The sequence below is a fragment of the Streptomyces sp. JLYT201 genome, assembly GCF_059448825.1.
Genome location: NZ_CM182551.1, coordinates 477,960 through 504,051, shown reverse-complemented (window position 1 = coordinate 504,051; position 26,092 = coordinate 477,960). Strand labels below are relative to the sequence as shown.

Sequence of the window (26,092 nt, the reverse complement as noted above, 5' to 3'; positions counted from 1 at the left end):
TCCCGGGACTTCTCTGCCCCGAACCGGGCGGCCATCGGCGCGCGACCCCGACGGAGACCCCCATGAAGTGCTACGACTGCGCCCTCGACGGCAGGAGCGACACCGCGGGCATCGGCATCTGCAGCCGCTGCCACCTGGTCGTCTGCACCGACCACGGCCACGTCACACCGCTCGTCCTCCACCAGGCCGGCGGCATGGGCAAGGCGACGCGGGACCTGCCGGGCCGCCGCGTCGTCTGCCACACGTGCTACGCGGCGGAGCGGTCCGCCTGACCTGGCCTGACCAGCCGTCACCTCCCGACCTGCCGGGCGGTCCGCCCCGTCACCCTCGAGGAAGTGCGTCGTGAACTCTTCCGCCGAGCCCGGAGCCACCACGTCCTCCGGACCCGACTCCTTAACCGCAACCGCAGCCGGAACGTCAGCGCCCCCGGCCAGCCGCCTGCTCCCGTACGCCCTGGCCGTGCTCCTGGTCGGCCTGAACATGCGGCCCGTCATCGTGGCCGTCTCGGCCCTCCTGGACGACATCCGGCACGCCACCGGCCTGTCCAACGGCGCCGCGGGCGTCCTGTCCACGCTGCCGCTGATCTGCTTCGGAGTCTTCGCCCCGCTCGCGCCCCGCCTCGCCCGCCGCCACGGTATGGAGCGCACCCTCGTCGCCGTGCTCCTGCTCCTCCTGGCCGGAGCCGCCGTGCGCCTCGTGCCCGCGCTGCCCCCGCTGTTCGCCGGGACCTTCCTGATCGGCGCGGCCGTGGCCGTGGCCAACGTCGTCGTGACGGCACTGATCAAACGCGACTTCCACCGCCACGTGGGCCTGATGTCCGGCCTGCACTCCGCGATGCTCGTCGGCGGCGGCGCCGTGGCGGCCGCCGCGACCGTACCGCTGCGCGACGGACTCGGCCTCGACTGGTCCGGAGGGCTCGCCCTGTGGGGCGTCCTCGCGCTCGTCGCGGTGCTGGTGTGGGCGCCGCGCCTGCGCCGCGGTCCCGTGCGGCGCCCCCACGCCGCCCCGGGCGCGGGCGGATCGCTGTGGCGCGACCGGCTCGCCTGGGCCGTGGCCCTGTTCTACGCGTTCCAGTCCCTCGTCTACTACACGGCCACCACCTGGCTGCCCTCCTTCTTCATCTCCCACGGCTGCTCAGAGGGCCGGGCCGGCGTGCTGCTCGCCGTCTGCATGGGCTTCGCGATGCTCACGTCCCTGCTGGTGCCCGTGGCCGCGCAGCGCTCCCGGCGGCAGAGCCACCTGGCCGTGCTCGGCAGCGCGCTGTGCGCCGTGGCGCTGCTCGGGCTGGCCGCCGCGCCGACCGGCGCCGCCACCCTGTGGGCCGCGCTGCTCGGCCTCGGCCTCGGGGCCGTCCTCAGCCTGGGCATCGCCTATATGTCGATGCGGGCCCGCACCACCGAGGAGGCCGGGCTGCTCTCGGCGATGTCGCAGTGCGTCGGCTATCTGGTGGCCGCCGTCGGGCCCACGCTCTTCGGTGCCGTGCGGGACCTGACCGGGCACTGGACCGCGGGCCTGGTCGGCCTGGTCGTCATCGCCGTACCGATGGCCGTCACCGGTGTGCTCGCCGGGCGCGGCGGACACGTGCGCCCGCGCTGAACGCGGGAACGGGCCCGCGCCCCGGGTAAGGGGAGCGGGCCCGCGCCGTGGAGCGGGGTCTAGCAGCTCATGGCCCAGGTGTGGGAGTCGCCGTCGTCGTTGGCCGCGCCGTTGTAGTTGACCTCCTGGCCCGGCGTGAGGCAGATGGTCATGTGGCCGCCCTGGTAGGCCCGCGAGTACACCTTGACGTGGTCCTTGATGCCGGGGCCCGAGATGCCGTGGTTGGCCCAGGAGGAGTCATTATCGGCGATCCAGCTCTCCCACCAGCCGTCGTCACCGGACCAGTTGGCGCGCTGGCCCTTGTAGTCGGAGTGCTCCCAGGTACAGAACTCGCCGCTGGGACAGTCGGCGGCACCGGCGGGCGCGGCCGCGACCAGACCGCCCGTCATCAGCAGGGCGGCTGCCGCGACGGCGGCGAAGAGGCCGCGCTTGGCGGGGGTCTTGGAGGCGGAGGGGACGAGCTTCGTGCTCATGGGCGGGAGGGGCCTTTCTGTTCGCTTCTCCGGTACTGCTTCGGTGTTCCGGGATGGCTGGCGCGGGGCGGGCGCGGGGCCGGTCAGGCCGCCTCGCAGCCCTCGTTCTTGTCGGACACGCCGTCGATCCGCGATCCCCAGGACCAGTTGTCGCTGTAGTCGTACGGCCGGATCAGGCGGTAGTAGCAGGTGTGCCGCCCCCAGTCGATCGCGTACAGGTGCTGGTTGGTGTCCGAGCGGAACGACGCGGTCTTGTCGTGGTGGGACTCGGGCAGGTCCCGGTAGCCCGGAGGCCTGTAGCAGAAGCCCGTGCCGTGCTGGCCCGGCTGGGTCCAGAAGCACACTTCGCCGGGGCCCCGCTCGACGCCGGGCCCGGCCGCTGACGCGGGGGCCGTCGCGAGCACGGGGGTGAGGGCGGTGACCAGGGCAGCGGTCGACAGGGCGAGTTTGCGGAGCATGGACACCTTCGCGTCGCTGGGGGATCCCTGCCCAAGGCTCGTGGGCGGGCACCGCCAGACTGCCCCCGGCGTGAGGGCGGCATGCGGTCATTCACCCGAATGGTGGGCCTATGGGAGAGGAGAAGCCTTTCTTCGGACGCGGGGTGTGATGCCTTGGCGAAGGCCCCGGTCGAGAGGGTGCGGCGAAGAGCCCTTCGGTACGACTGGGTACGGTGTACGCTGATCCTTCCGGTCGAACCAACGTGCGAGGAGCGCTCGTGAACGTCACCCCCGCAGACAGCCACACCGTGATCCAGGTCCGCAGCGCGCGGGCGAACAACTTGCGGAACGTCTCCCTCGACCTGCCGAAACGGCGCTTGACCGTCTTCACCGGAGTCTCGGGCTCGGGGAAGTCCTCACTGGTCTTCGGCACGATCGCCGCCGAGTCGCAGCGCCTCATCAACGAGACGTACGCCGCGTTCATCCAGTCGTTCATGCCGAGCGTCGGCCGCCCCGACGTCGACGAGCTGCGCAACCTCAGCGCGGCCATCGTCGTCGACCAGGAGCGGATGGGCGCCAACTCGCGCTCCACGGTGGGCACCGCCACGGACGCCTACACGATGCTGCGCATCATCTTCAGCCGCCTCGGGCAGCCGGGCATCGGCACCGCGGGGGCCTTCAGCTTCAATCTGCCCGAGGGCATGTGCCCGGACTGCGAGGGCACCGGCGAGGTCTCCACCGTCGACGTCGACCAGCTGGTGGACCGCGACCTCTCGCTGAACGAGGGCGCCATCACCGTCCCCTACTACGCGGTGGACTCCTGGAGCTGGCAGATCATGGTCAACTCCGGCTTCCACGACCCCGACAAGAAGCTGCGGGACTTCACCGCGCGGGAGTGGGACGACCTCCTGCACAAGGCGCCGGTCAAGGTGAAGGTGGGCGCCAACGGGTTCACCTACGAAGGCCTCGTCTCCAAGATGCAGCGGAGCTGGCTGGCGAAGGACCGCGAGTCGCTCCAGCCGCACATCAGGAGCTTCGTCGAGCGGGCGGTCGTCTTCGCCCGCTGCCCGCTCTGCGAGGGCAGCCGCCTCACCCGGGCCGCACTCGCCTCGAAGGTGGGCGGACTGAACATCGCCGAGTGTTCGGCGATGCAGATCAGCGACCTGGCGGCGTTCGTCCGCGGCATCGACGCGCCCGGCGTGGCGCCGTTGCTCGCCGGGCTGCGGGACCTGCTCGACTCCCTCGTGGAGATCGGCCTCGGCTACCTCAGTCTGGACCGGCCCTCGGGCACGCTGTCCGGCGGCGAGGCGCAGCGCGTGAAGATGGTGCGCCACCTCGGCTCCAGCATCACCGACGTGACGTACGTGTTCGACGAGCCGACCATCGGCCTGCACCCGCACGACATCCAGCGCATGAACGGCCTGCTGCTGCGGCTGCGCGACAAGGGCAACACCGTGCTCGTCGTCGAGCACAAGCCGGAGGTCGTCGCGATCGCCGACCACGTCGTGGACCTCGGCCCCGGCGCGGGGGAGGCGGGCGGCGAGATCTGCTACACCGGCGACGTCGCGGGCCTGCGCGCGTCCGGCACGCTCACCGGACGACACCTCGGTCACCGCGCCGCGCTGCGCACGCGCGTCCGTACGCCCCAGGGGCACCTCTCCATCAAGGGGGCCGACCGGCACAACCTCAAGGACGTGACGGTCGACGTGCCGCTCGGGGTGCTCACCGTGGTCACCGGCGTCGCGGGCTCCGGCAAGAGCACCCTGATCCACGGCTATCTGTCGGGGCAGGACGGGGTCGTGGTCGCCGACCAGGCGCCGATACGGGGCTCGCGCCGCTCGAACCCGGCGACGTACACGAACCTCCTCGGCCCCATCCGCGCCGCCTTCGCCAAGGCCAACGGCGTCAAGGCGGCGCTGTTCAGCGCCAACTCCGAAGGCGCCTGCCCGAAGTGCAACGGCATCGGCCTCGTCTACACCGACCTCGCGATGATGGCCCAGGTCGCCTCGGTGTGCGAGGCGTGCGCGGGCAAGCGGTTCACGCCCGAGGTCCTGACGTACACGCTGCGCGGCAAGAACATCAGCGAGGTGCTCGGCATGTCGGTCGCGGAGGCGTACGCCTTCTTCCCGTCGGGCCAGGCGCACACCATCCTCGGCCGCCTCGATGACGTCGGGCTGAGCTATCTGCGCCTCGGCCAGCCGCTCAACACCCTCTCCGGAGGCGAGCGGCAGCGCCTCAAGCTCGCCCTCCACATGGCCGAGAAGTCGTCCACGTACGTCCTGGACGAGCCGACGACCGGACTGCACCTCGCCGACGTGGACAAACTGCTCGCGCTCCTCGACCGGCTCGTCGACGACGGCAATTCGGTGGTCGTCATCGAACACCATCAGGCGGTCATGGCCCACGCCGACTGGATCATCGACCTCGGCCCGGGCGGCGGACACGACGGCGGCGAGGTGGTGTTCACCGGCACGCCCGCCGAACTAGTGGCGGACGCCGACACGCTGACGGCGCGTCACCTGCGGGAGTACGTGGCCTCCTGAACCCGTGCCGTGGGGCGCGGGCCCCGCGCCCCACGGCACGCCCGCGATATTCGCTTGCCCTTGCGGCGGCGGAGGGCGACAGTCGCCCCGTGCGAAACATCGAGCTGTCGGACGGCGTGGTCACCCTGTCCCCCTTGACCCTTGAGGACGTCGACGCGCATCTGGCGGGCGAGGACGACCTCCTCGTGCGCTGGCTCAACGGCGAGCCCAGCACCCGGGCGAGCACGGAGGAGTACGTGCGCCACTGCCAGGACCAGTGGGCCGACGAGGGGACGCTGCGCGCCTTCGGCGTGCGCGCCGGTGACGAGCTGACCCTCGCGGGCACCATCGACGTACGGCTCACCGTCCCGGGCCTCGCCCCCGGCGCGGCCAACATCGCCTACGGGCTCTACCCCGCCTGGCGGGGCCGGGGGCTCGCGACCCGCGCGGTCGACCTGGTCTGCCGCTACACGGCGACCGAGGGCGCACGCGTCGGCGTGATCCGGGTCGACCCCGCCAACGCCGCGTCGGAAGCGGTGGCGCGGCGCGCGGGCTTCACGTACATGAAGCAGGTCCGGGAGGCGGACGGGACGTGCCACAACTGGTACGTCCGCGACCTCAAGGGCCTCGCCGCGCCGCGGTAGGAGCTAGCGCCCGCCGGAGCCGTCCGAGCACTCGTTGCCCGTGGCGGGGTTGAGCACGCCCACGACGTTCACGGTGTTGCCGCAGAGGTTCACGGGGATGTCGACCGGCACTTGGACGAGGTTGCCGCTCAGAACGCCGGGCGAGTTCTCCACCGTGCCGTCGGCGTCGGCGTCGGCGGCGGCCGAGGTGGCGCCGCCGACCAGCGTCGTCACGGCGAGTGCGGCCGAGGCGAGAAGCAGGCGAGTGCGCATGGGTACCTCCTGGTGCGAAGGAATGGTTCCTCCCGAGCCTCGCCGCCGTGCGGTACGGGAGAAAGTCCTGGTAGTCCGATGGAATGAACAGCGACAACCAGCCAATTCGGTTGGCCGAACGCGGCGTCCGGGCCCGGAGTCGATCGATGGTGAGGGGGTGGGGGCGGGATCGCGCGGCTCCGCAAGGCACTGTTTTCGGCCTTCATCATCACGGTGGGGGACATGCGCGACGAAGTTGGCCGAACCACACGTCATCGAAATCGCTGTAGAGGGCATGTAGTGGGGAGCGGAACGCCTCGGGGGACCGGCAGACCTGCACGCCCGTCCGAAACCGGAGACAGCATGACGCAAGCAGCTCCCTTTCCTCAGGACCGTACCTGTCCCTACCACCCGCCCGCCGGCTACCGCCCGCTGAGCGAACAGGGCCCGCTCAGCCGCATCACCCTCTACGACCACACCGAGGCCTGGGTCGTCACCGGGCACGCCGAGGCCCAGGCGCTGCTCACCGACGACCGGCTCTCCGCGAACCGGCAGAATCCGGCCTTTCCCTCCATCGCCCCCCGCTTCGAGATCTCGCGCCGCGTGCGGACCGCGCTCCTCGGCGTGGACGACCCCGAACACAACAGACAGCGCCGCATGCTCATACCGCCGTTCGGCGTGAAACGGGTGGCGGCGATGCGGCCCCGCATCCAGCACCTCGTCGACCAGCTCCTCGACGCCATGCTCGAACAGGGCCCGCCCGTGGACCTGGTGTCCGCGTTCGCCCTTCCGGTGCCGTCCATGGTGATCTGCGAGCTCCTCGGCGTGCCGTACGCCGACCACGACTTCTTCGAAGAGGCCTCGCGCCGCCTGCTGCGCGGCAAGACGGCCGACGAGGCCGAGGAGGCGCGCCTGGACCTCATGGACTACCTCGTGGGGCTGGTCGACCACAAGAGCCGCGCCGCCGGGAGCCGCCCCGCGGACGCGGCGGAGCCCACCGAGGGCCTGCTCGACGACCTCGTCCGGGAACGGCTGCACACCGGCGAGGTCGACCGCGAGGAACTGGCGCGGATCGCGCTGATCCTGCTGGTGGCCGGGCACGAGACGACCGCCAACATGATCTCGCTCGGCACCTTCACCCTCCTCGAACACCCGGAACAGCTCGACGCCCTGCGCGCGGAGCCGGAGCTGGTCCGCGACGCGGTGGAGGAACTCCTGCGCTTCCTGTCGATCGCCGACGCGCTCCAGCGGGTCGCCACCGCCGACATCGAGGTGGCCGGGCAGACCATCCGCGCGGGCGAGGGCGTCTTCCTCGCCGCCTCGGCCATCAACCGCGACGCCGCCGTCTACCCCGAACCGGACGACCTCGACGTCCGCAGAAGCGCCCGCCACCACCTGGCCTTCGGCTTCGGCATCCACCAGTGCCTCGGGCAGAACCTCGCCCGCCTGGAACTGGAGATCGCCTTCACCTCCCTCCTCGCCCGGGTCCCCGACCTGCGGCTCGCCGTCCCGCCGGACGAGGTCCCGATCAAGCCCGGCGACACCATCCAGGGCCTCATCGAACTGCCCGTCAGCTGGGGGCGCGGCTGATGCGGATCACGATCGACACGGACCGCTGCATCGGCGCGGGCCAGTGCGTCCTGACCGCCCCCGGCGTCTTCACCCAGGACGACGACGGCTTCAGCGCGCTGCTGCCCGAGAGCGCCGACGGAGCGGACGACCCGATGCTGAAGGAGGCGGCACGCGCCTGTCCGGTGCAGGCCATCACCCTTGAGAGCGAGTGACGCACACGGGCGGGGACCGGTAGCGGTCCCCGCCCCTTCGCGCGGGGTCGGCGCCTGCCGGGGCCGTCGGGAACAATTGGTTCTCGCTCACCCGGCTGCTGCCGAGGCTCTGACCTGGCGGTTCGGCGGCTCCGGGGCGCCTGTCGGTGAAAGAGGACGTCCCGCCTCTACCTGGCACGCCTTGGGAGTTCCCGTGGGGGTGTGCACGCGTTGTGCTCTTGTTCCCGCGGCGTAGGTGTACGTGAGGTGGCTGTTGGGCCGTCGAGTGGTGCGGCTGGTGGTTCGAGGCCAGGGGCGGCTGCGAAGCAGGCTGCTACCGCGTCCGCCGTCGCCCCACAGCTGCCCGACCGCGTCGCGGCCGTGGCGGCACGCTCCGAGACCTGGCTGTGGGGAGGGGGTTCTCGTGAGCACGCTGCCCGGAGCCGGTGGCTGACGGCGGGAGCGAGCACCGTCTCAGGATGGCCAGTTCAGGTCGGGGAATGCGTCGCGCGCGGCTGCCAGGAGATGTGGGTAGGCGGTGCCGTAGGTGGCGGCGGCCGCGAACAGGGCGTCCAGGGCGGCGCGCAGCGGGTCCTCCTGTGCGGCGGCGAACAGCGTGATCATCGCTATGGCCTGCTGCAACACCTCGCCCTCGGAATCGTGAAGAGGGCGTATGAAGGTGCGCGGGAGGTTCTTCTGGGCGAAGAACCATTCCCAGGCCTGGGTCCGGTCGCTGAGGGGGACTGGTAATTCCTCGCCGACCCGCAGGGCCTGGAGGGCGCGCGCGAAGGTGGAGAACGTATCGAGCTCGGCCCTGGCCATGGCGTAGCTGACGGCCCACCGGGCGATGGCTCGTTGGGTGGCCGCATCGGCGCTGTCCACAGCGTCCGCCAGGTCCCGGTCCAGGGAAATGAGGCCCCATTTGTTGCCGCCGACCGCACGCAGCGTCGGGCTTGGCGCCCGCTCGCCCCAGTCGTCTGCTTTTGCCTGCCGCTCCGCTTCACGGACGAGAGTCTCTTCCGCTTCGCGTCGAAGGCGCTCGGCCTCGGCGCGTTTCTCGGGTCCGGGCGGGGGCGGCAGGGTGCGGGCGTGGTCATGCCAGTAGGCGGCGCTCCGCGTCGTCTGCTTGACTACCTGGTCCGCGGCGGGTTTGGCCGGCCAGAACTGCAGCAGGTAGTGATCGATGACAGGGCCGCCCTCCAGGACGGAGAGTTCGTCGTCCGGGGTGACATCCATGCCTCGTCCGCAGTAGCGGACCCGGTGGTCGGTGACGGGCAGATCGAGCGAGCAGATCGCGCCGTCGCCCCACGGCACGACGGCGGTCTCCGCGGACGCCGGGCGGAAGGAGACCTCGACGATCTCCTCCCACTGGTCATCCAGGGGCGGCTCAGTCTCGTGGACCTCCACCGTCAGGCCCACACGGCCTGTGTGCAGACCCGTGGTCAGGAACAGGTTGCCGGGGCTGGCGGCCCCGCACAGCCCGTTGCTCTGACCGGCGCAGTGCGCGATCTCCTCCTCGCGCGAGATGTAGAGGCGGCTCTCCACGTAGAACTGCCCGTAGTGGACTCTCAGTTCACCGTCGTACACCGTCCGCACAGCTGCCCCCTTGTCCGCTCTTCATTGGAAGGCAGTATGCGACCCGGCACTGACAACGCCACTGGCCACGTGTAGCAGCGTGGCAGGCGGGATGTCTTCGGCAGCCCTGAGCGGAGCGACGGGGCGGGCCCAGCGGCGAGGCCTGCCCCCAGCACCTCCAGGCCCGGGGCCGTGCCGCGTGACGGGCGGGAGCCGTCCGGGTTAGCCGCCGTGCTCCAGGGCCTGACGGTCGACCGGGCCTGGGATCTCCCGGCCGTCGGCGGCGTCCTGGACTGGCCTGACCGGACATCGCCGCGGTCGTCGCCCCGCAGCTTCCCCACCGCGTCGCGGCGCCGCGTTCCACCCGGAGACCGGGCAGCTGGATCTGCGCCCAGACCCTCTGGCCCAAGCCGCCCAGCTCCGCCTGATCACCGCGCGGATCATCGCCGCGACCAACGAGGGCCCGGCACCTTGGTGGTGCGCACGGTGCGGGTCCTGCCCCCGGGTGCCGCGCCCGCGCCCCGAGCCGAGTCGACCCGCCAATCGCGGAGTCGGTGGAGCGGCAGACCGCACCGATGCGAGCGCGGAGCTTGCCGGCCTCCCGGAGCCGGAGCCGGTGGCCGGTCATGCGGAGTGGGCCCGGTGCGCGGTCCAGGCCCGCGCACGCGGCGCTACTTCGTGGGCTTGTCGTCATCGTCCTTGAGCACGACGTAGAGCAGTCCCACGACGACGACGGCAACGCTGACGGCGGAGCCCAGGGGCGGGTTGCGGTACGCGGCGTAGCCGACGATGACGGCAACAACGAGAAGCAACAGCGACGTGCGAGGATCCATGGGGCCACTCCGGTGCGTCCTAGGGCTCACCGCGGTGCATCTGACGGAGGCGTCCGCGGCGGGCCCGCTGTCTGAACCTCGCCGCAGCACGCAGCAAGGCCCACCTCTCCTTTGAGAGGTGGGCCTTGGCAGGCGATTGGGCTTTCCAGAGCAAAGCGATATCACAATCTTCCCATGATCGGTGATAACGGAGAACCTCTCCGTCTGCCGCGCTCCCCGCGGGTGGCGAAACGCATGGTCAGAGCTTGGTGGCCGCCTTGAGGTCCTGGAGCTCGGGGCAGAGCCGGTCGGCGTCGAGCTCGGCGTGCCGGAGGCCGGGGCCCTCCTCCTCAGCGCCTGAGTGGGGTGGCGTGTCACCGGATCTGAGGGGCGCACGTCGCCGGAGGGGAGCAGCCGCTTCACGTCCGAAGCGGCCTCGGGCACCGCCTCGTCCGCGGGCAGCAGATGGCGGCACCCCCAGCGCGCCGATGACGTACGGACACCGGTAGGAGACCGAGATGCGTGAGCGACTACGCCCCTCGGGCGGCCGGAGCGGTCTGCTGACGGCGGACCGGAGTTGTCTGGCGTCGGCTTCGCCCGGGGCCCGCTGCACGCCGCTCGTGAAGACGCCAAACGGCGCGGACAGAGCGCCCCCGGGCCCGCGGTGGACTCGGCTCGGGCTGTGCAACGGGACGGCCGGGAGCCGTCCGGGTTTCGCCGCCGTGCTCCAGGGCCCAGACGGTTGGTACCGACTTGGTGCGCACCATCCGGGTCCTGGCCCGTCGGCACCGTGCCTGCGCCCCAGCCCGCACCGCGGAGGTCCCGGCCACTGCGGCGACCGCATGGCAGGAGCCGGTGAGGACCCGCGAGGTGGCCTCGCCCGGCTTCCACCGGGCGCTCGCTGCGCACCGGGCCGTCGCACCTGCGAGCCACGTCGACCCCTCGATCGCGCAGGCGGTGGAGCGGCAGACCGCGGCGATCCGGACGCTGGTTTCCGCGCGTCCGGGTGCCGAGTCCGGTTCCGCGTTGTCGAGCGACTCACCTGTACGGGCCGTACGGGCCGTATCTCACGCGGTCAGTGGCGTGTTCGGGTCGGTCTAATATCGTCGTTGGTGGCAGGCATCCCGCGCGAGGTGAAGCCGACGTCCAGCCTCGGGCCCTGCGCGCGAGGAGCCGGTGGCCGAGGGGTTTTCGCACGCCGCGTGGGTCCGTGTCCCGAGTGGTCGGCCGTCAGGTCACCGCTCCACCTGGTCGGGCGTGACCTTCACGTCTCCGTGGGCTCCTGGTCGTTGAGTCCTTGCTCTTGCGCCCAGATGATCGCCCATTCGTCGAGCGGACGGAGGGCGTCCCCGAGTGCTGTCCCCAGCCGAGTGAGTTCGTAGCCATCGGCCGAGGGGGAGATGATCCCGCTCGATGCGAGTTCACGGAGCCGCTGGTAGAGGACGCTGGACGACAGCCCTTCGCACCGTGCCAGCAGCGCGCGGGCGCCGAGCGGACCTCCGCGCAGTTCCCAGAGAATGCGCAGCGCCCACCGGCGGCCGAAGAGGTCCATCGCGGCCATGAGGGGACGGCCGGTCGTCGATCCGCGAACCGGTGTTCCTGGGCGCGGTGTCGGCATGCCCCTCCTCATCCTTGCGTTTCGTTATTCGAAACACTAGCATCCACTCGGCGGCGTTTCTGATTTCGAAACGAACTCGACGGGAGAGCCGATGTCGCGGATAGCCCTGCTGGACCCGCCGTACACCGACCAGGCCGGCACTCTGCTCGCGCGCATGATGCCCGGGCAGGCCCCGCCGATCGGGCTGTTCCGGATGTTCGCCAGAAACATCCCCATGGCTGGCGCCATGCACCGGTGGGGTCGCTACGAGTTGGGCAGACAGCTGACCCTCTCCATGCGGGAACGCGAGATCGTCATCGACCGGACGTGCGCGCAATGCGGCTGCGAGTACGAGTGGGGCGTGCACATGATGACGTTCGCCGAGCGGGTCCAACTCACCCGCCAGCAGGCGGCATCCCTGGTGCACGGCGGACCCGCCGACGAGTGCTGGACGTCCGAGGAGGAACGGCTGCTCATCCTCGCTGTCGATGCGCTGCACGAGCGTTCCGACATCGATGACGCGCTGTGGACACGGCTCGCGTCGGTCTTCGACGAGCTCCAACTGCTCGATCTGCTTCTGCTGTGCGGGTGGTACCACGCCGTCAGCTTCGCCGCGCGCGCCACGCGCCTGCCGCACGAGCCCGACGCACCTCGCTTCGCCGACTTCCTCCCCATCACAAAAGGGATCAACCGATAAGGCCCCGTTCTCCCGAAACTGCCGCGAAGTGACAACTGACTCAGCGTGTCGTTAGGGCCCGCCGGCGGTGGTTGGAGTGCGACAACCGCAGCACCGTACGCACCCGGGCCCGGTAGCGGGCCTCGTGCCGCCAAGGCCTTCAGCGTCGGCTCCCCGGCCACCGGATAGATCACCTTGCGGGCCGTGCCGCCCGGTCTGGCGCCGTCGCCTCGTGGGACGCCTCACCGCCCAGGGCACGCTGGCCCTGCGCACCACCGCGGGGCCGGAGTTCAACCCCACCGAGGTCCCCCCCGGGCCCACACCCACCACAGCGCCACCGCAAAGGAGCAGCAGCCGTGACCACCCCCGACCGTCCGCCCCAGTCCGTGATCCTGCCCTTGCCGCAGTTCGGCTCGCCGGACCGGACCGCCGCCGTCGCAGTGGACGGCAGGGGCGCCGGGGTGTGCGGGGAGGGGTGCGGCTGCAGTGGCGGGGCACTGGACGACGGCGACGACTACAGGCTCGACCCGCTGGAGCACGGCCTGGACCCGGAGCTGGCCGAGCTGCTGGCCGCTGCCGGGCTGGATCCCGTGGCGGTCGAGGACGTCGCGCACCTGGCCATCGAGGAGGACCTCGACCAGGGCGCCGACGTGACCACGGTGGCCACCGTGCCCGTGGACGCCCGCGCGACGGGCGACTTCACCGCCCGCGAGGCCGGTGTGGTGGCCGGGCTACCAGTGGCCGAGACGGTCCTGTCGGCGGTGTGCGGCGACGACTTCGCGGTCGAGCGGCACGTGGCCGACGGCGAGCCGGTGGCCGCCGGCCAGCGGCTGCTCACGGTCACCGCCCGCACCCGGGGCCTGCTGACCGCCGAGCGCAGCGCGTTGAACCTGCTGTGCCGACTGTCCGGCATCGCCACCGCGACCCACAGGTGGGTGCTGGCGATCGAAGGCACCAGGGCGCAGGTGCGCGACACCCGCAAGACCACGCCGGGGTTGCGGTCGCTGGAGAAGTACGCGGTGCGCTGCGGCGGCGGCGTCAACTACCGGATGTCGCTCTCGGACGCCGCCCTGGTCAAGGACAACCACGTGATCGCGGCCGGTGGCGTCGCCCGGGCGTTCGCGCTGGTCCGCGCGGAGTTCCCGGACCTGCCGGTCGAGGTCGAGGTCGACACCCCGCACCAGCTGCGGGAGGCGCTCGCCGCGGGTGCGGACCTGATCCTGCTGGACAACTTCACGCCCGAGGAGACCGCCGAGGCGGTCGCCGTCGTCGCCGGCCGGGCCCTCCTGGAGTCCTCCGGGCGGCTGACCCTGGCCACCGCCCGCGCGTACGCCGAGACGGGCGTGAACTTCCTGTCCGTCGGGGCCCTCACGCACTCCGCCCCGATCCTGGACATCGGCCTCGACCTGCGCGCGCAAGCGCCGGCGGCGCAGAGGGAAGCGTAGAGGCGGATGCCGCTCACCAGGGGTCGTCCACCAGCGAGCGCCGCACGGCCTCGACCGCGGCCCGCTCGCCCGGCGTCAGCTCCGCGCGGCTGGCGGTGAAGCCGCCGCGCGGCCCAAGGTCAAGAACGGCAGGCCGTGCTCGGCTGGTCTGGACTCGGCGATCTTCTTGATCACCCGGCGCTCCGGCAGGGTGAAGGTCCTCGGCCGCCCGTCTTTGCACTTCGGGTACAGGGAGTCGAAACCGTCAATGGTGAAGTTGTGGATCACATCCCGGACCCGGTCCGCATCGATCTCACGGACGCGCACTCGCTCTGCCATCGGCGCAGCTTGCCGGCCGTGCGCGCCCGAGTGGAATCCGGACGGCGCGTCACCTCACCACAGCACAAGGGTCGTTGATGCGGCGCTAGCCGAGATTCAGAACCTCATCATCCGCGTGCGCGCCGAACTCGGCGACGCGCACCTCCGCGATGTGCTCGTACCGGTTGATCCGGTCGGTCCACCCCGCGTCGACACCGAACGCCACCTGTGCAAAGCCCACCCGGCCGACGGCCTCGGCCAGGCCCGGGTCGCCAGAGGCCAGCAGCCGCACCGGCGCGTCAAGCGCCACGGTGTGCGGCGGCACGAAGTACTCGTCCGGCAGAACGGTGCGCGCATGGACGAGCGCGCCGACAGCGACAACCGAGCCGGCCCCCAACCGCGCACGCTGCAGGACCGTCGCCGCGGTCGCCACATAGACGCACCTGCCGACCTCGCAGCCCAGGAGCGTGGCCTGCGGCCCCACGAAGACGTGGTCACCGACAAGCACCGGCTGATCGCCGGCGGCCGCAGAGCCGCGCAACACCGCGTTCTCGCAGATCACTGCCGCCTCCCCGACCTCGATGCGAGACCCCTCGGCATCGAGCACCGCGCCGTACATCACCCGTGCCCTCGGCCCCACGCGGACATCACCGACGAGCGTGGCCGTCGGGGCGACGTAGGCGGTGGGATGGACCTGCGGTTCATGCCCGCGGTGCCGGATGCGGATTCCCTGCGCGTCAGTGATCATGAACGGATTCTCGCTCGCCCGACCGCGAGCATGCTGGCGGATTTCCGACATCGCGTTCGCCGGGGCTTTCGCCATCCGCGATCTGAGGCACTACAGGGCGAACGTTGCCTGATGCGGCCCTAGTGGTGCTTCGTTAGGTGTGCCGATCTTGCCTGGCCAGAGGCATGGTGTCGGTATGAGGGCGGGTGAGGTCGAACGGCTTCGTGGTGATGTGGCGGAGTTCGTTACCGAGGTGTTCGGTTCCTTGCCGCGGAGGGACCAGCGGCGGTGGAGTGAGTGCTATCTGCGGGGTCTGATGCTGGACGGTCGCCGTAAGCCGATCCAGCCGATGGCCGAGCGGCTGCGGGACGGGAACATGCAGGACGCCGCAGAGCCGGCGTCCCGTTCGACGTCACCTATGCGGCCAAGACCCAGCTCGCGCTGGACTTGCTGGACTGGCTGGCCTCCTGGGATCTGACTGTGCCGGTGGTGGTCGCCGACTGCGGTTGTGGCCGCTCGGTGGGTTTTCGTCTCGCACTCGAAGACCGTGGCCTGGACTATGTGGTGGCCGTCGAGGCCAAGGAAGTGGCCCATGCCGCCCGTGCCCGGCCGTATCAGCCGGCCTATGGCGGGCTGGGTCCACCGACCCTGCCCCGGTACCGCAGCCGGCCGGTATCACTGCCTGAACTGGTCGGCGAGCACGGCGGTTTCAGCGAGGTGTCCTGGCGGCAAGGCAGCAGGGGGCCATGCGTTCACGTTTCGCCGTCCTGGAGATCCGGCCGGCAGGCAAGCAGTCCTTGCGCCACGCGCAGGAGCGCGGTGGTGGTCACTACGCCTGGGACGGAGCGCTGCCGCGGCGGACCCTGCTGGTTGAGCAGACCGAACAGGCGACGGAGCCAGCCAGCTACTGGATCTCCGACCTGCCCGCCAGCACCCCGATCGAACACCTGGTGCGGCTGGCCAAGATGCGCCGGCGCATCGAACACGATTGCCGCGAACTCAAACACGGCCTGGGACCGGACCACTTCGAAGGCCGGACCGGGCGCGGCTGGCACCATCACGTCACCCTCGTCACCGCCGCCCAGGCCTTCCTCACCCTCAGGCGGCTCGACCCCAAAGCCCGCGCGCCGGACGGTCCCTCTACCAGGCCCTCGACATGATCCAGGGCCTGCTGCGGTGCTGGACCGGAACCTGCACCACCTGCGGCAAGCCCCTCACTCGAGCCAGAACCTGACGAAGTACTACTAGGACGTGCCCGACGGGTTGCCACGCTGTCGGATCGAGCAAGGAGGTGCGGGGCTGGCTGCTGGGGTCTCAGGCGGTCCGGCTGTGAGTCCGTCTTCTGGGCCCCGCTGCCCTTGAGGAGGGAGGCAGGAGGCTTTCCCTTGTGCTGGTGGCGCATTCGGGGGCGGCTCGTGTAAAGCACTGCTGTGGGGTACTCGTCGGCGGTACCGCAAAGCCGTGTCGCCGGGTGGAACCGGCAAGCACCGCGGCTTGGACGGGCTATCCCGGAAGTGGGGCGAGAAGACGCGTTTCCCGTCAGCGGGCGTGACCTCCGGCCCTGCAGCCGGCCCTTCCTCCCGTCTTCGGACGCACCCGGGTCCCCGCTGCCGTTACGGAGTCGGGAGCCAGCCGATCGGCAGGCTCCCATGCCCACCACCGACCACGAGCTGAGCATCGCCGCGACCGTCCTCGACCTGGCCCACCGCTCGACCGACTTCGACCCCCTGGAACTGCTGCACGACTTGACCGCGCAGACACACGCTCTGTTGCCGGTGCGCTGGACCAGCGTCACGGTCTTGGACCCCATGGGCGGCAGCGACCAGGTCCTGTACGTCACCGCCTCCGACGAACAGTGCCGCCAGCTGGTGGAGACCCAGCTCGACCTGGACGAGGGCCCGTGTCTGGACAGTTCCCGCTCCCAGCAGCTCCTGCCCCTGACCCTGCTGTCCCAAGCCGGCCAGGCGCGCTGGCCGCGCTTCACGACGCACGCCCGTGCCATGGGCATCACGGCGGCGGCCGCGGTGAGTCTGCGCCTGCCGCACCTCCAGCTCGGCGCCCTCAACCTGTTCATGACCGGCCCGCCCTACGTCAGCACCCAGGACCTGCGCCTGGCGCAGATCCTCGCGAACGCCACCGCGACCGCCCTGTCCCACCGCAACGAACTGGCCGACAAGCAGAAGGTCATCTCCCAGCTCCAGACCGCGCTGGACAGCCGCATCGTCATCGAACAGGCCAAAGGCATCCTCTCCGCCCGCCTGGGCATCGGCATCGACGAGGCCTTCACCCTGCTGCGCGCCCACGCCCGCAACCGGCAACAGAAGATCACCGTCCTGGCCACCCGGATCGCCCAGGGCGACGTGCCCACCGAGCTCGACCCGACCCGGTGAAGCATCCGCCGCTCACCACCGCACCCTGCGGCCTGAGGGCCCTTTCGCGTGCTCTCCTGGGCGGTGCGTGATGTCCGACACCGACCTCACCCGTCTCCTGTCCCGCCTGCGCCGCGCGGTCCTGGCCGGCCAGGACCTCTCCGCCGCCCGAGCGGCGGCCGTCGCACCACTGCTGGACCTGAACGCCCTGACGCTGAGCATGCGCTCTGCCCAGGGCAGCCTCGAACTGCTCTGGTTCGATCCCGCCAACGCCCTCGGCCCCACCCTGGACGACCTGCAGTACACCCTGGGCGAGGGACCGAACTGGGACGCCCTCCACACCGGACGCACCATCACCGTCCCCGACCTGGCCAGCCACCCCCAGTCCCGCTGGCCCGCCTTCACCCCCGCCGCCGCCCGCACCCCCGCCCGCGCCATCATCACCACCCCGCTGCGCATGGGCGTCACCACCCCCGGCATCCTCACCGGCTACCGCACCAGCGCCAGCCCCTTCCCGCCCGGCCAGCGAGACGACATCGACCGCTTCGCCCGCATCGCCCTGGACCTGCTGCTGCACACCTCCGCCGCCAGCCTCGACCTGCACCGCGCCGAGGTCCACCAGGCCGCCGGCCACCTCAGCGTCCGCCTCAAGGTATCCGTCGACCAAGCCCTCCTGCGGCTGCGCTCCCACGCCTGGCACCACAACCGCCCCCTGCGCGAGGTCGCCCACGACATCCTCACCCGCCGCCTCACCCTCGACGACTAGAGCGTGCCCCACGACGCCTTCACCAGCAGGTGAGCCCGCCTCGCCACCTCCCGCCTCACACGAGGACTGGATTGAGACATCCACCTGCGCACCTTGCACCCCCTGCTGCCGCACCGCATGGCGGGAAAGGTCCTCCGGGACACCCGGGAGGCGGCACGGCACGAGCCATCGATCCGCTCCTCCCTCGCCAGGCGCGCACTTCCTGTCCACGGGCAGGCGCAGCCAACGCCCTGTCCGAGCCGCTTACCGCTTCACATCTCCCCAGACCTCCTGGCCGGAGCGAGCCTCGGTGTCCTCAGCACCGGCCCTGACACCGAAGTGGTGGCCCTGTGGACGGGGCCCGGCTCACAGACCGCCCGAGCCCAGGCCAACTTCACCGTCCGCACCCTCCAACGCTTGATCGCCGCCATGGCCGCCTCCGTGGTGTCTGCCGCTGGCGGAGCGGGTGCTGCTGGTGGCGGTGTACTACCGCACCAACCTGACGATGCGGCAGCTGGCGCCGCTGTTCGGCGTCTCGCCGGCAGCGGTCTGCCGGGTGATCAAGAAGCTGGGACGGCTGCTGCCGCTGGAGCAGCTCAAGCCTCCGGCGGACGCTGTCGACCGGCTGTGGATCGTGGACGGCACCTTGATCCCGCTGAGGGACCACCGGGTTGCCGCCTCCAGCCGTACCTACCGGTTCGCCGCGAACGTGCAGGTCATCATCGACGCTGATACGCCCCTGGTGGTGGCCACCGCCCGTCCGGCCCCGGGCGACAAGGCCGACGCCCACATCTGGCGGAGCTCAGGTCTTGCTGAGCACTGCGAAGGTGTCACCGTGCTCGGCGACGGCGCGTACGTCAACACCGGCCTGGTGGTCCCGCACCGCAAACGCCAGCGACGTGCCCTGCTGCCCGGCGAGGAGGCGGACAACGCCGAGCACCGACGGGTGCGGGCCCGGGTGGAGCACACCTTCGCCGCGCTGAAGAACTACAAGATCCTGCGTGACTGCCGACAACGCGGCAACGGCCTCCACCACGCCGTCCGGGCCATCGCCCACCTGCGCAACCTCACCCTGGCCACATGATCAGAGCAAGTCGAGGAAGGGCCCTGACCTGCCCGAACACGGCCTTCTGGAACAGGCTTTAGGGCTGTGTGGCCGACTTGGGCAGATCGCGTCCTTCGATGTCGACGTTCGGCAGGACCTTCCGCAGCCATCGAGGCAGCCACCATCCGCCCTGGCCGACCCACATGAGCACGGCGGGCACGAACGTCATCCGGATGAGGAAGGCGTCGACGAGCACCCCGAAGGCCAGGGCGAAGGCGATCGGCTTCACGATGGCGTCCTGCATCGTGACGAAGCCGGCGAACACCGCCACCATGATCAGCGCGGCGGCGGTGACCACCCGGAACGCCAGGGGCGAGCCCTGCAGGACGGCCCGGCGGGCATCACCGCCGTGCGCGTACTCCTCGTGGATGCTGGAGACGACGAACACCTCGTAGTCCATGGCGAGTCCGAAGAGCACGGCCATGAGGATGATCGGCAGGAAGGACACGACCGGCCCGGTCTTCGCCACATCGATGAAGTCCGCGGCCCAGCCCCACTGGAAGACCGCGACCACCGCGCCGAAGGAGGCCGCGACGGAGAGCAGGAACCCGACCGTCGCCTTGATGGGGACCACGAGGGAGCGGAAGACCACCAGCAGGATCAGCAGGCACAGGCCCACGACCACGATGGCGAAGGTCAGTAGCGAGTCGCTGAGCTTCTGGGACACGTCGACGTTGACGGCGGTCTGCCCGGTGACCTGGTACGAGACCCCGGTGCCGGACCGGATCGAGGACTCCTTGTCCCGCAGCGCCTTGACCAGGTCGCTGGTGGCCTCGTCCCCGGAGGCGGTGGTCGGCACGACGGTCAACAGGGCGTACTCGGGGTTGAGTTGCTGGGCCGCCGAGGCGAGGGCGACACCCTTGGTGGCGGCCAGGTCCTGGCGTACGGTGGTCAGCTGCCCGGTCAGCTCCTGGGCGGAGGAAGCCTTGGCGCCGCCGGTGTTCATGAGGATCAGCAGCGGGCCGTTGAGTCCGGGGCCGAACTCCTTGGTGATGGTGTCGTAGGTCTCGCGCTGGGTGGTGGACTTCGCGGCGCTGCCGTTGTCGGGCAGGGCCAGTTGCAGATCGCGGGCGGGCCAGGCGACGACCAGCAGCCCAGCGGTCACCAGAACGACGGTAAGGGCGGGGACGCGAGTCACCGCCCGCACCCAGCGGGCGCCCAGCGTCTGCTTCGGTTCGGCCCGTTCGCCCGGCACGGACGTCTTCTTCGGCTTGGGCCGCAGGCGTTCGCCCGCGAATCCCAGCAGCGCGGGCAGCAGAGTGAGGGCGACGAGCGCGGCGATCGCCACACCCCCCGCGCCCGCCAGCCCCATCGCGGTCAGGAAGGGAATGCCGACGACGGAGAGCCCGACCATGGCGATGATCACGGTGAGCGCCGCGAAGGCGACCGCGCTGCCGGAGGTCCCGATCGCCCGGGCCGCCGACTCGTCGGTCGCCATACCCGCCTTGAGCTGGTCGCGATGGCGGGACAGGATGAACAGCGTGTAGTCGATGCCGACCGCGAGGCCCAACATGACCGTCAGGGTCAGTGCCGTGGAGGAGATCGCGGTCAGATGGCTCACCAGGAGCAGCCCGCCCGCGCCGATCACGACGCCGATGACGGCGGTGAGCACCGGCATCCCGGCCGCGAGCAGCGAGCCGAACGTGATCACCAGGATGATCAGGGCGATGACGACACCGACGACTTCCTTGGCGCTGATGTCGACACCGGTGCTGTTGTACGCCTGACCGCCCACCGACACCGTGAGCCCGGCCTTCTCGGCCGGGGCAATCGTGTCCTCAAGCGAGCCCAGCGAGCCGTCCTTGAGGTCCGCGTTGGGGACGGAGTACTGGACCTGGGCGAGGGCGGCGCGGCCGTCCTTGGACACGGCCCTGGTCTGCTCGGGCGAGAGGACCCCGGCCACCTCTGGGGCGGCCGCGGCCTCCTTGAGTGTCGCGGCGATCCCCGCCTGGTACTTCTGCGCGGTGACCTGCTCTCCTGCGGGGGCGGTGAACACGATCTGCGCGCTGGTGCCCCCGGCCGCCGGATGGACCCGGCCGAGCGTGTCGAGGGCCTGCTGGGACTCCGATCCAGGAATCGTGAACGTGTCGTCGGTGTCCTCACCGGCCACGCCGAGACCGGCCACGACCGCGGCAATCACCGCCGCCCACAGCGCGAGAACCAGCCTGCGGCGCCGGAACGCGAGCTTTCCGAGACGGTAGAGAAAGGTGGCCATGGCATGCTCCGGTCATCAAGTCATGCATATCCTGATGAATATCTCAAAACGGTTAGAATCGCGCATGCTGGGCCAGTCCTGTGGTGGGGCCGCGTACAGAGGCAGCCTCCGGGACTCTCTGTCCGGGCGGCATCGCCCCTCGCCCCCTGCAGAAGGACACGTACAAAAAGAAGTGGTACGGCCCGATCTCCGTGCGCGAGTTCTTGTTGCCGACCCGATCATGAGCACCCTTCGAGCATTTCGCGTGATCGCGAGCAATGGCTACGTTCAGTCGTTGCCCGAAGTCGGCTGTTCCCGGTCTTCGAGCCTGGGCGGTACGGGCCCTGCGTACCCTTCCGATATGGCGGCAGCGCCTGAGTAGGGCCCGCATGTCCGCTCACCACATTCCTTCTCCAGGGGCGAGCACGGCTCGCCTCCAGATCGCACGGGTAACAGGACGCGACGCCCGCTTTTACTTCCGGGTGACGGACGGTGGGCAGAGCAGCCGAAGTGCTGCGGGCGGGCCCGGCATGTTGATAGCACCGAGTCACCGCGTGCGCAGAGCCGCGGCGGGATCAGGAAAGGGGCTGTCATGGTGGCGGCGGAGCGGCGGGTGGGCAACCTGCCCGGAGAATCCAGCCGCCTGGTCGGGCGGCGGGGCGAGCTCGACGAGATGGCCCGGCTGTGCGGGCGGTCGCGGCTGGTGACCGTGACCGGAGTCGGGGGAGTGGGCAAGACGCGGCTGGCCCGGCAGGCGGCGAGCGAGTTGCAGCCCGGCTTCGCGGACGGGGCCTGGTGGGTGGAACTGTCCCCGCTCACCGCCGCCTGGGGAGTGCTGCCGTATGCGATCGCCGAGGCGCTGCCGGTGGCCGACCAGACCACCCGGCCGATGCTGGAGGTGATCGCCGAGTACCTGGCCGGGCGCGAGACACTGCTCGTGTGGGACACCTGCGAGCACCTCTTCGAGGAGTGCAGGGAGGTGGCGTCGATGCTGCTGTCCGTCGCGCCGGGCCTGCGAATCCTGGCCACCAGTCGCCGCCCGCTCGGCCTGCACTTGGAGGAGGTGCTCGGCCTCGACCCTCTCCCGGTGCCCGGGACCGACGATGCCGACGGGGATGAGATGGCCGACTCGGTAGTGCTGCTGGCCGACCGGGCCGCGAAGGTGGTGCCCGGGTTCGCCGTCACCGACGCCAACCGCGCCGATCTGACCGCCCTGTGCCGCCGCCTGGAAGGGCTGCCCCTGGCCCTGGAACTCGCCGCGGCCCGGCTGCGCGAACTCCCGGTGGCCGAGCTGAACCAACGCCTGGACGACCGGTACACCATCCTCGGCAACACCGAAGGCACGGACTACGAGGCCGACCCGCCCTGGCACCAAGCGTTGAGTACCGCGATCGGCTGGAGCCACCAGCTGTGCACTCCCACCGAACGCCTGGTCTGGGCCCGCCTTTCGGTCTTCGCCGGCCCCTTCGACATCGAAGGGGCCCGCCAGCTGTGCGCCGACGAGCTCGTCTCCGGTGAGCGGGTCCCCGGTCTCCTGCACGCGCTGGTGGAGAAGTCGATCCTGATCTGGGAGCCCACCGGAGCCGGCGAGCGCTATCGGATGCTGGACACCATCCGCGAATACGGAGCCCACTGGCTGCGCGGCCTCGGCGAGGACGACACACTGCGGCGCCGCCACCATGACCACTACCTGGACTTGGCCCGCAGAGGCGACGCCGCCTGGATCGGGCCCGACCAGTTCGCCTGGTACGACCGGATGACCGCCGAGCACGACAACCTCCGCGCCGCGCTGGAGTACAGCCTGACCGAAGCCGAGGGCCATGCCGCGCTGGAAATGACGGCGGCCCTGTGGTTCTTCTGGTACGGGTGCGGGTTCCTGAAGGAGGGCCGGCACTACCTGGACCAGGCCCTGGCCGCCGACACCGCCCCCACCCCGGCCCGGGTGAAGGCCCTGTACGCCAGCGGTCCCGTGCTGGTCTACCTCGGCGATCTGCCTGCCCTGGAGGAACGGGCCGCCGAGTGCACCGCTCTGGCCGCACGCTTCGGCGCCACCGAACGCAGTTACGCGGCCGCCACCGAGCTGCGGGTGTCGGTACTGCGCGGCGAGCTGACACAGGTGGTCTCCCGGGTCGAAGCTCAACTCGCCACGGACTGGCGCGAGAAGCCCCTCACCCTGCTCCCTCTGGCCGCCCTGGTCTTCGGCACGTACTACCTCGTCGCCGCGGGACGCTTCGAGGAGGCCATCGTCTGGCTGGACGAGCTGAGTGCCACCTGCCAGCGGAACGGCGAGCGCAGCATGCGCGCCTGGGGCGACTTCGTCCGCTCCCAGGCCGAGCTGGCCCTCGGCCGCTGCGAGGAGGCGCGCGAGCACGCCAGGGCCGCCCTGTTGGTCAAACACCGGCTGCGCGACGGCGTGGGCACCGGTATGGCCCTGGAGTCGCTGGCCCGCGCCGCTCTCGCGACGGGCCGGAGCACGGAGGCCGCGTGGCTCCTCGGCCTCGCCGCGCAGCTGTGGGAGACGCTCGGGCAACCACAGGCAGGCATCCCCGCCGTGGTGGCCGCCCACGAGCTGTGCGAGCGCAGGACCCTCGAAGCCCTCGGGCAGGACGCCTACCGGCACGCCTTCGACGACGGCCGCGCCATCCACTTGAACACCGGCATCGCACACGTCCTCAACTCCACCTCCCCACCGCCTCCTTGACGCGGCACCCACCACAGGCCATCCACGACCCCCGTCCGCCCCCGCCTGCCGTGGCCGCCGCCCCGGCCCCCTCCGCTGCACCCCGGCCGGTTCAGCCCGCCGCCTGGGCCGGCACGGCTGCCTTCCCCGTTGGACGCTGTTCTTGTGCGGTCGGCGCGTTCCGTGCCGGCTCCCTCTGACTCCGGCCCTGATCGGTGCGGCCACCCTCGCCCCGTACGGGGTGCTCGGTCTCGGCTATACGGCGCTGGCCACGGTGGGCGTGGTGACTATGCGGAGCGGCGATTTCCACTCTCCGGACGACGTCTTCGTGGTCGGCTGGATCGGCCTGACCGCATTCGCCGTGTACGTATGCGCGCTGGTTGTGGCAGCGCGATCGTACTGGTTGCGGACCTGTCGGTTGCCTCAAAGCAATGACACGGCGTTACCGTCCGCGGCCAGGTGACTGGCTGACGGCCTGCTCCTGGCCGCTCCTGCGTGCCTCAGCACACCGGGGGGGGGCGTGATGCGGGCAGTTGCGGGTGCTGGGTGGAAGAGTGGGAGCCGACCCGGGATACCGAACCGCTGCGTCCGCGGAGTTCTACGGCGCGGTGTTCGGTTGGGATCTCCAGTCCGCCGGGCCGGACGCGGGCGGCTACGGCTTCTTCCAGCTGGACGGCAGGACCGTGGCGGGCCTGGGCCCGCTGGCCGAGGAGGGTGCGAGCCCAACTTGGACGGTGTACTTCCAGACGCCCGACGCCGAGGCCACGGCCAGGGGCGTGAAGCAGGGCGGCGGCAGGGTCCGGGTGGAGCCGTTCGACGTGATGGACGCGGGGCGGATGTCCTGTCTCACCGACCCGGGCGGCGCCGAGTTCGCTGTCTGGCAGCCCGGGGCGGTCCAGGGGCTGGAGCGGGCCTCCGAGACCCACAGCCTGTGCTGGGCCGAACTGCACACCGCTGACCCCGAGGCCGCCTTGGCCTTCTACCGCTCGCTGTTCGGGTGGCGGAGCCAGGAGATGGAGGTCGGGGAGAGGACCTACCGTGTCCTGTCCGCGGCCGAGGGTGACCGTCAAGAGGCATCGTTCGGCGGCCTCGTCCCGTTCCAGGGGGACGAGGAGGAGCCGCGCTGGGTGCCGTACTTCGGCGTGGAGGATGCTGACGCGATCGTCGCCGTGTCCCAGGAGCACGGCGGCTCGGTGCTGGCGCCCGCCGCAGACGTACCGGAGGTCGGCCGGATCGCCTGGATCGCCGACCCGTTCGGCGCCCCGTTCGCCATCCTCAAGCCTGATGTGGTGAACGACTGACACCCCCGGCGCTGCAGGCCGGGGTAACCACCATGTAGGAGGACTTGAACACCTGCCGCTTGGAGTTCAGCAGCTCCACCAGGGTGTCGGTGATCTCTCACTGCCGCTGGAAGAGCAGCGCGGCCAGCAGCACTGCCGCACCGGCGCATGGAAGCGCCGCAAGGGATGTCACGGTCAGGCGACGCTGGACTCCACTCAACAAAAGCACCCTGCGTCACGCCTTCGAGATGGCGAAGGCCCGCGCTCGCGCGCGGGGCGCGGCATCCTCCGAAAGGTTGTTTGGCCTCCCGGTGCCTCCCGGCGCATGGCCGAACCGCTTGGGGAACAATTGGATCATGCACATACGAGTGGTCGATCCCAGCGAATTCCCCCTGCTCCAGGACATCGAGAGGGCCGCGGGCCGCGCCTTCCGGGACGTCGGCATGCAGGAGATCGCCGATGACGAGCCGCCCACGCTCGAAGAGCTCGCGCGGTACCAGCGGGCAGGGCGTGCCTGGGTCGCGGCCGATGACGCCGACCGGCCCGTCGCGTACCTCCTGGCGGACCACGTCGACGGCGATCTGCACATCGAGCAGGTGTCCGTGCACCCCGACCACGCGCGGCGTGGCGTGGGCCGTGCCCTCATCGAGCACCTGGCCGACACCGCCAGGGCCGGCGGGTTCCCCGCGCTGACCCTCACGACCTTCGCCGAGGTGCCGTGGAACGCGCCGTACTACGCCCGCTGCGGCTTCGAGACCGTCGACGAGGCGACGATCGGCCCGCAGCTGCGGGCGGTGCGGCGGAACGAGGCCGCCCACGGCCTGGACCGGTGGCCGAGGGTGTGCATGCGGCGCCCGGTGTGAAGCCGCGGCACAACAGGCTCATTGAAGTCTTCAGTACCGCCGCGGTCCGGGCCTAGGATCG

Annotated in this window: 21 protein-coding genes and 3 pseudogenes; 15 read left to right on the top strand and 9 right to left on the bottom strand. The window is 70.8% G+C overall.

Annotated elements, in window-relative coordinates; all coding sequences use genetic code 11:
• Positions 1-62: 62 nt before the first annotated feature.
• Both AC5WAM_RS02010 and AC5WAM_RS02005 read left to right on the top strand, forming a co-directional pair.
• Entirely contained in the window at positions 63-272 is a 210-nt protein-coding gene (locus tag AC5WAM_RS02010; RefSeq protein ID WP_138965361.1) for a DUF2180 family protein, read from the top strand.
• Between the two features lie 187 nt (positions 273-459).
• The gene (locus AC5WAM_RS02005) at positions 460-1,596 is read left to right on the top strand and encodes an MFS transporter (RefSeq protein ID WP_495521306.1); all 1,137 of its coding nucleotides are present in this window, start codon (positions 460-462) and stop codon (positions 1,594-1,596) included.
• A gap of 59 nt (positions 1,597-1,655) precedes the next feature.
• Here AC5WAM_RS02005 and AC5WAM_RS02000 read toward each other — a convergent pair whose 3' ends face one another.
• Both AC5WAM_RS02000 and AC5WAM_RS01995 read right to left on the bottom strand, forming a co-directional pair.
• Entirely contained in the window at positions 1,656-2,069 is a 414-nt protein-coding gene (locus AC5WAM_RS02000; RefSeq protein ID WP_495521305.1) for a peptidase inhibitor family I36 protein, read from the bottom strand.
• A gap of 83 nt (positions 2,070-2,152) precedes the next feature.
• Positions 2,153-2,527 (bottom strand): hypothetical protein, encoded by a 375-nt coding sequence (locus AC5WAM_RS01995; RefSeq protein ID WP_495521304.1) that lies wholly within the window; start codon positions 2,525-2,527, stop codon positions 2,153-2,155.
• A gap of 257 nt (positions 2,528-2,784) precedes the next feature.
• On the opposite strand from AC5WAM_RS01995, the gene AC5WAM_RS01990 reads away from it, so the two are divergent.
• Together AC5WAM_RS01990 and AC5WAM_RS01985 are read left to right on the top strand one after the other, a co-directional pair.
• Positions 2,785-5,049, top strand: coding sequence for an ATP-binding cassette domain-containing protein (locus tag AC5WAM_RS01990; protein WP_495521303.1), 2,265 nt, complete (start codon positions 2,785-2,787; stop codon positions 5,047-5,049).
• Between the two features lie 89 nt (positions 5,050-5,138).
• Positions 5,139-5,672 carry a GNAT family N-acetyltransferase gene (locus AC5WAM_RS01985; protein ID WP_399620538.1) on the top strand — a complete coding sequence of 178 codons (534 nt, stop codon included), beginning with the start codon at positions 5,139-5,141 and terminating at the stop codon, positions 5,670-5,672.
• 3 nt (positions 5,673-5,675) lie between these two features.
• On the opposite strand, the gene AC5WAM_RS01980 is transcribed toward AC5WAM_RS01985, so the two are convergent.
• Complete coding sequence (locus AC5WAM_RS01980) at positions 5,676-5,924, bottom strand: chaplin (protein WP_495521302.1); 249 nt, start codon at positions 5,922-5,924, stop codon at positions 5,676-5,678.
• A gap of 342 nt (positions 5,925-6,266) precedes the next feature.
• Between AC5WAM_RS01980 and AC5WAM_RS01975 the strand changes: the two genes are divergently transcribed.
• Both AC5WAM_RS01975 and AC5WAM_RS01970 read left to right on the top strand, forming a co-directional pair.
• Positions 6,267-7,493, top strand: a complete 1,227-nt coding sequence (locus tag AC5WAM_RS01975) for a cytochrome P450 (RefSeq protein ID WP_495521301.1) — start codon at positions 6,267-6,269, stop codon at positions 7,491-7,493.
• A complete protein-coding gene (locus AC5WAM_RS01970; RefSeq protein ID WP_495521300.1) occupies positions 7,493-7,687 on the top strand; it encodes a ferredoxin in 195 nt (64 codons plus the stop codon). The genes AC5WAM_RS01975 and AC5WAM_RS01970 overlap by 1 nt, the downstream gene beginning before the upstream one ends.
• 453 nt (positions 7,688-8,140) lie before the next feature.
• Here AC5WAM_RS01970 and AC5WAM_RS01965 read toward each other — a convergent pair whose 3' ends face one another.
• The 3 genes from AC5WAM_RS01965 to AC5WAM_RS01955 form a co-directional block, all read right to left on the bottom strand.
• Positions 8,141-9,262, bottom strand: a complete 1,122-nt coding sequence (locus tag AC5WAM_RS01965; RefSeq protein ID WP_495521299.1) for a hypothetical protein — start codon at positions 9,260-9,262, stop codon at positions 8,141-8,143.
• Positions 9,263-9,912: 650 nt separating this feature from the next.
• Positions 9,913-10,074 (bottom strand): hypothetical protein, encoded by a 162-nt coding sequence (locus AC5WAM_RS01960; protein WP_366794542.1) that lies wholly within the window; start codon positions 10,072-10,074, stop codon positions 9,913-9,915.
• A gap of 1,243 nt (positions 10,075-11,317) precedes the next feature.
• A complete protein-coding gene (locus AC5WAM_RS01955) occupies positions 11,318-11,614 on the bottom strand; it encodes a winged helix-turn-helix transcriptional regulator (RefSeq protein ID WP_495521298.1) in 297 nt (98 codons plus the stop codon).
• A 148-nt stretch (positions 11,615-11,762) separates the two neighbouring features.
• On the opposite strand from AC5WAM_RS01955, the gene AC5WAM_RS01950 reads away from it, so the two are divergent.
• Together AC5WAM_RS01950 and nadC are read left to right on the top strand one after the other, a co-directional pair.
• Positions 11,763-12,347 (top strand): carboxymuconolactone decarboxylase family protein, encoded by a 585-nt coding sequence (locus AC5WAM_RS01950; RefSeq protein ID WP_495521297.1) that lies wholly within the window; start codon positions 11,763-11,765, stop codon positions 12,345-12,347.
• Positions 12,348-12,682: 335 nt separating this feature from the next.
• Positions 12,683-13,771 (top strand): carboxylating nicotinate-nucleotide diphosphorylase, encoded by a 1,089-nt coding sequence (nadC, locus tag AC5WAM_RS01945; RefSeq protein WP_495521296.1) that lies wholly within the window; start codon positions 12,683-12,685, stop codon positions 13,769-13,771.
• Positions 13,772-13,888: 117 nt separating this feature from the next.
• Here nadC and AC5WAM_RS01940 read toward each other — a convergent pair.
• A pseudogene (locus AC5WAM_RS01940) lies at positions 13,889-14,062 on the bottom strand (IS630 family transposase); the annotation flags it as partial.
• Positions 14,063-14,174: 112 nt separating this feature from the next.
• Entirely contained in the window at positions 14,175-14,816 is a 642-nt protein-coding gene (locus tag AC5WAM_RS01935; protein WP_495521295.1) for a gamma carbonic anhydrase family protein, read from the bottom strand.
• Positions 14,817-14,991: 175 nt separating this feature from the next.
• Between AC5WAM_RS01935 and AC5WAM_RS01930 the strand changes: the two are divergent.
• The 4 genes and pseudogenes from AC5WAM_RS01930 to AC5WAM_RS01915 all read left to right on the top strand — a co-directional run.
• Positions 14,992-15,955, top strand: a pseudogene (locus AC5WAM_RS01930) (IS701 family transposase).
• Positions 15,956-16,444: 489 nt separating this feature from the next.
• Entirely contained in the window at positions 16,445-17,185 is a 741-nt protein-coding gene (locus AC5WAM_RS01925; RefSeq protein ID WP_366794536.1) for an ANTAR domain-containing protein, read from the top strand.
• A gap of 70 nt (positions 17,186-17,255) precedes the next feature.
• Entirely contained in the window at positions 17,256-17,930 is a 675-nt protein-coding gene (locus AC5WAM_RS01920; RefSeq protein ID WP_366794535.1) for an ANTAR domain-containing protein, read from the top strand.
• A 418-nt stretch (positions 17,931-18,348) separates the two neighbouring features.
• Positions 18,349-18,993: pseudogene (locus AC5WAM_RS01915) on the top strand (transposase family protein); the annotation flags it as partial.
• Positions 18,994-19,051: 58 nt separating this feature from the next.
• On the opposite strand, the gene AC5WAM_RS01910 reads toward AC5WAM_RS01915, so the two are convergent.
• Positions 19,052-21,229: an MMPL family transporter gene (locus AC5WAM_RS01910; protein ID WP_495521294.1), complete on the bottom strand. Its 2,178-nt coding sequence runs from the start codon at positions 21,227-21,229 to the stop codon at positions 19,052-19,054.
• A 571-nt stretch (positions 21,230-21,800) separates the two neighbouring features.
• Between AC5WAM_RS01910 and AC5WAM_RS01905 the strand changes: the two genes are divergently transcribed.
• The 3 genes from AC5WAM_RS01905 (at position 21,801) to AC5WAM_RS01895 (ending at position 26,031) form a co-directional block, all read left to right on the top strand.
• Positions 21,801-23,909 (top strand): ATP-binding protein, encoded by a 2,109-nt coding sequence (locus tag AC5WAM_RS01905; protein ID WP_495521293.1) that lies wholly within the window; start codon positions 21,801-21,803, stop codon positions 23,907-23,909.
• 518 nt (positions 23,910-24,427) lie between these two features.
• Positions 24,428-25,189, top strand: coding sequence for a VOC family protein (locus AC5WAM_RS01900; protein ID WP_495521292.1), 762 nt, complete (start codon positions 24,428-24,430; stop codon positions 25,187-25,189).
• A 335-nt stretch (positions 25,190-25,524) separates the two neighbouring features.
• Positions 25,525-26,031 (top strand): GNAT family N-acetyltransferase, encoded by a 507-nt coding sequence (locus AC5WAM_RS01895; protein ID WP_495521291.1) that lies wholly within the window; start codon positions 25,525-25,527, stop codon positions 26,029-26,031.
• Positions 26,032-26,092 lie beyond the last annotated feature (61 nt).

What these genes read in the sequence shown, in the direction of transcription:
- AC5WAM_RS02010 (WP_138965361.1), top strand. Translation starts at nt 63, where the DNA reads ATGAAGTGCTACGACTGCGCCCTCGACGGCAGGAGCGACACCGCGGGC.
- AC5WAM_RS02000 (WP_495521305.1), bottom strand. Translation starts at nt 2,069, where the DNA reads ATGAGCACGAAGCTCGTCCCCTCCGCCTCCAAGACCCCCGCCAAGCGC.
- AC5WAM_RS01995 (WP_495521304.1), bottom strand. Translation starts at nt 2,527, where the DNA reads ATGCTCCGCAAACTCGCCCTGTCGACCGCTGCCCTGGTCACCGCCCTC.
- AC5WAM_RS01980 (WP_495521302.1), bottom strand. Translation starts at nt 5,924, where the DNA reads ATGCGCACTCGCCTGCTTCTCGCCTCGGCCGCACTCGCCGTGACGACG.
- AC5WAM_RS01975 (WP_495521301.1), top strand. Translation starts at nt 6,267, where the DNA reads ATGACGCAAGCAGCTCCCTTTCCTCAGGACCGTACCTGTCCCTACCAC.
- AC5WAM_RS01970 (WP_495521300.1), top strand. Translation starts at nt 7,493, where the DNA reads ATGCGGATCACGATCGACACGGACCGCTGCATCGGCGCGGGCCAGTGC.
- AC5WAM_RS01960 (WP_366794542.1), bottom strand. Translation starts at nt 10,074, where the DNA reads ATGGATCCTCGCACGTCGCTGTTGCTTCTCGTTGTTGCCGTCATCGTC.
- AC5WAM_RS01955 (WP_495521298.1), bottom strand. Translation starts at nt 11,614, where the DNA reads ATGGCCGCGATGGACCTCTTCGGCCGCCGGTGGGCGCTGCGCATTCTC.
- AC5WAM_RS01950 (WP_495521297.1), top strand. Translation starts at nt 11,763, where the DNA reads ATGTCGCGGATAGCCCTGCTGGACCCGCCGTACACCGACCAGGCCGGC.
- AC5WAM_RS01935 (WP_495521295.1), bottom strand. Translation starts at nt 14,816, where the DNA reads ATGATCACTGACGCGCAGGGAATCCGCATCCGGCACCGCGGGCATGAA.
- AC5WAM_RS01925 (WP_366794536.1), top strand. Translation starts at nt 16,445, where the DNA reads ATGCCCACCACCGACCACGAGCTGAGCATCGCCGCGACCGTCCTCGAC.
- AC5WAM_RS01920 (WP_366794535.1), top strand. Translation starts at nt 17,256, where the DNA reads ATGTCCGACACCGACCTCACCCGTCTCCTGTCCCGCCTGCGCCGCGCG.
- AC5WAM_RS01910 (WP_495521294.1), bottom strand. Translation starts at nt 21,229, where the DNA reads ATGGCCACCTTTCTCTACCGTCTCGGAAAGCTCGCGTTCCGGCGCCGC.
- AC5WAM_RS01905 (WP_495521293.1), top strand. Translation starts at nt 21,801, where the DNA reads ATGGTGGCGGCGGAGCGGCGGGTGGGCAACCTGCCCGGAGAATCCAGC.
- AC5WAM_RS01895 (WP_495521291.1), top strand. Translation starts at nt 25,525, where the DNA reads ATGCACATACGAGTGGTCGATCCCAGCGAATTCCCCCTGCTCCAGGAC.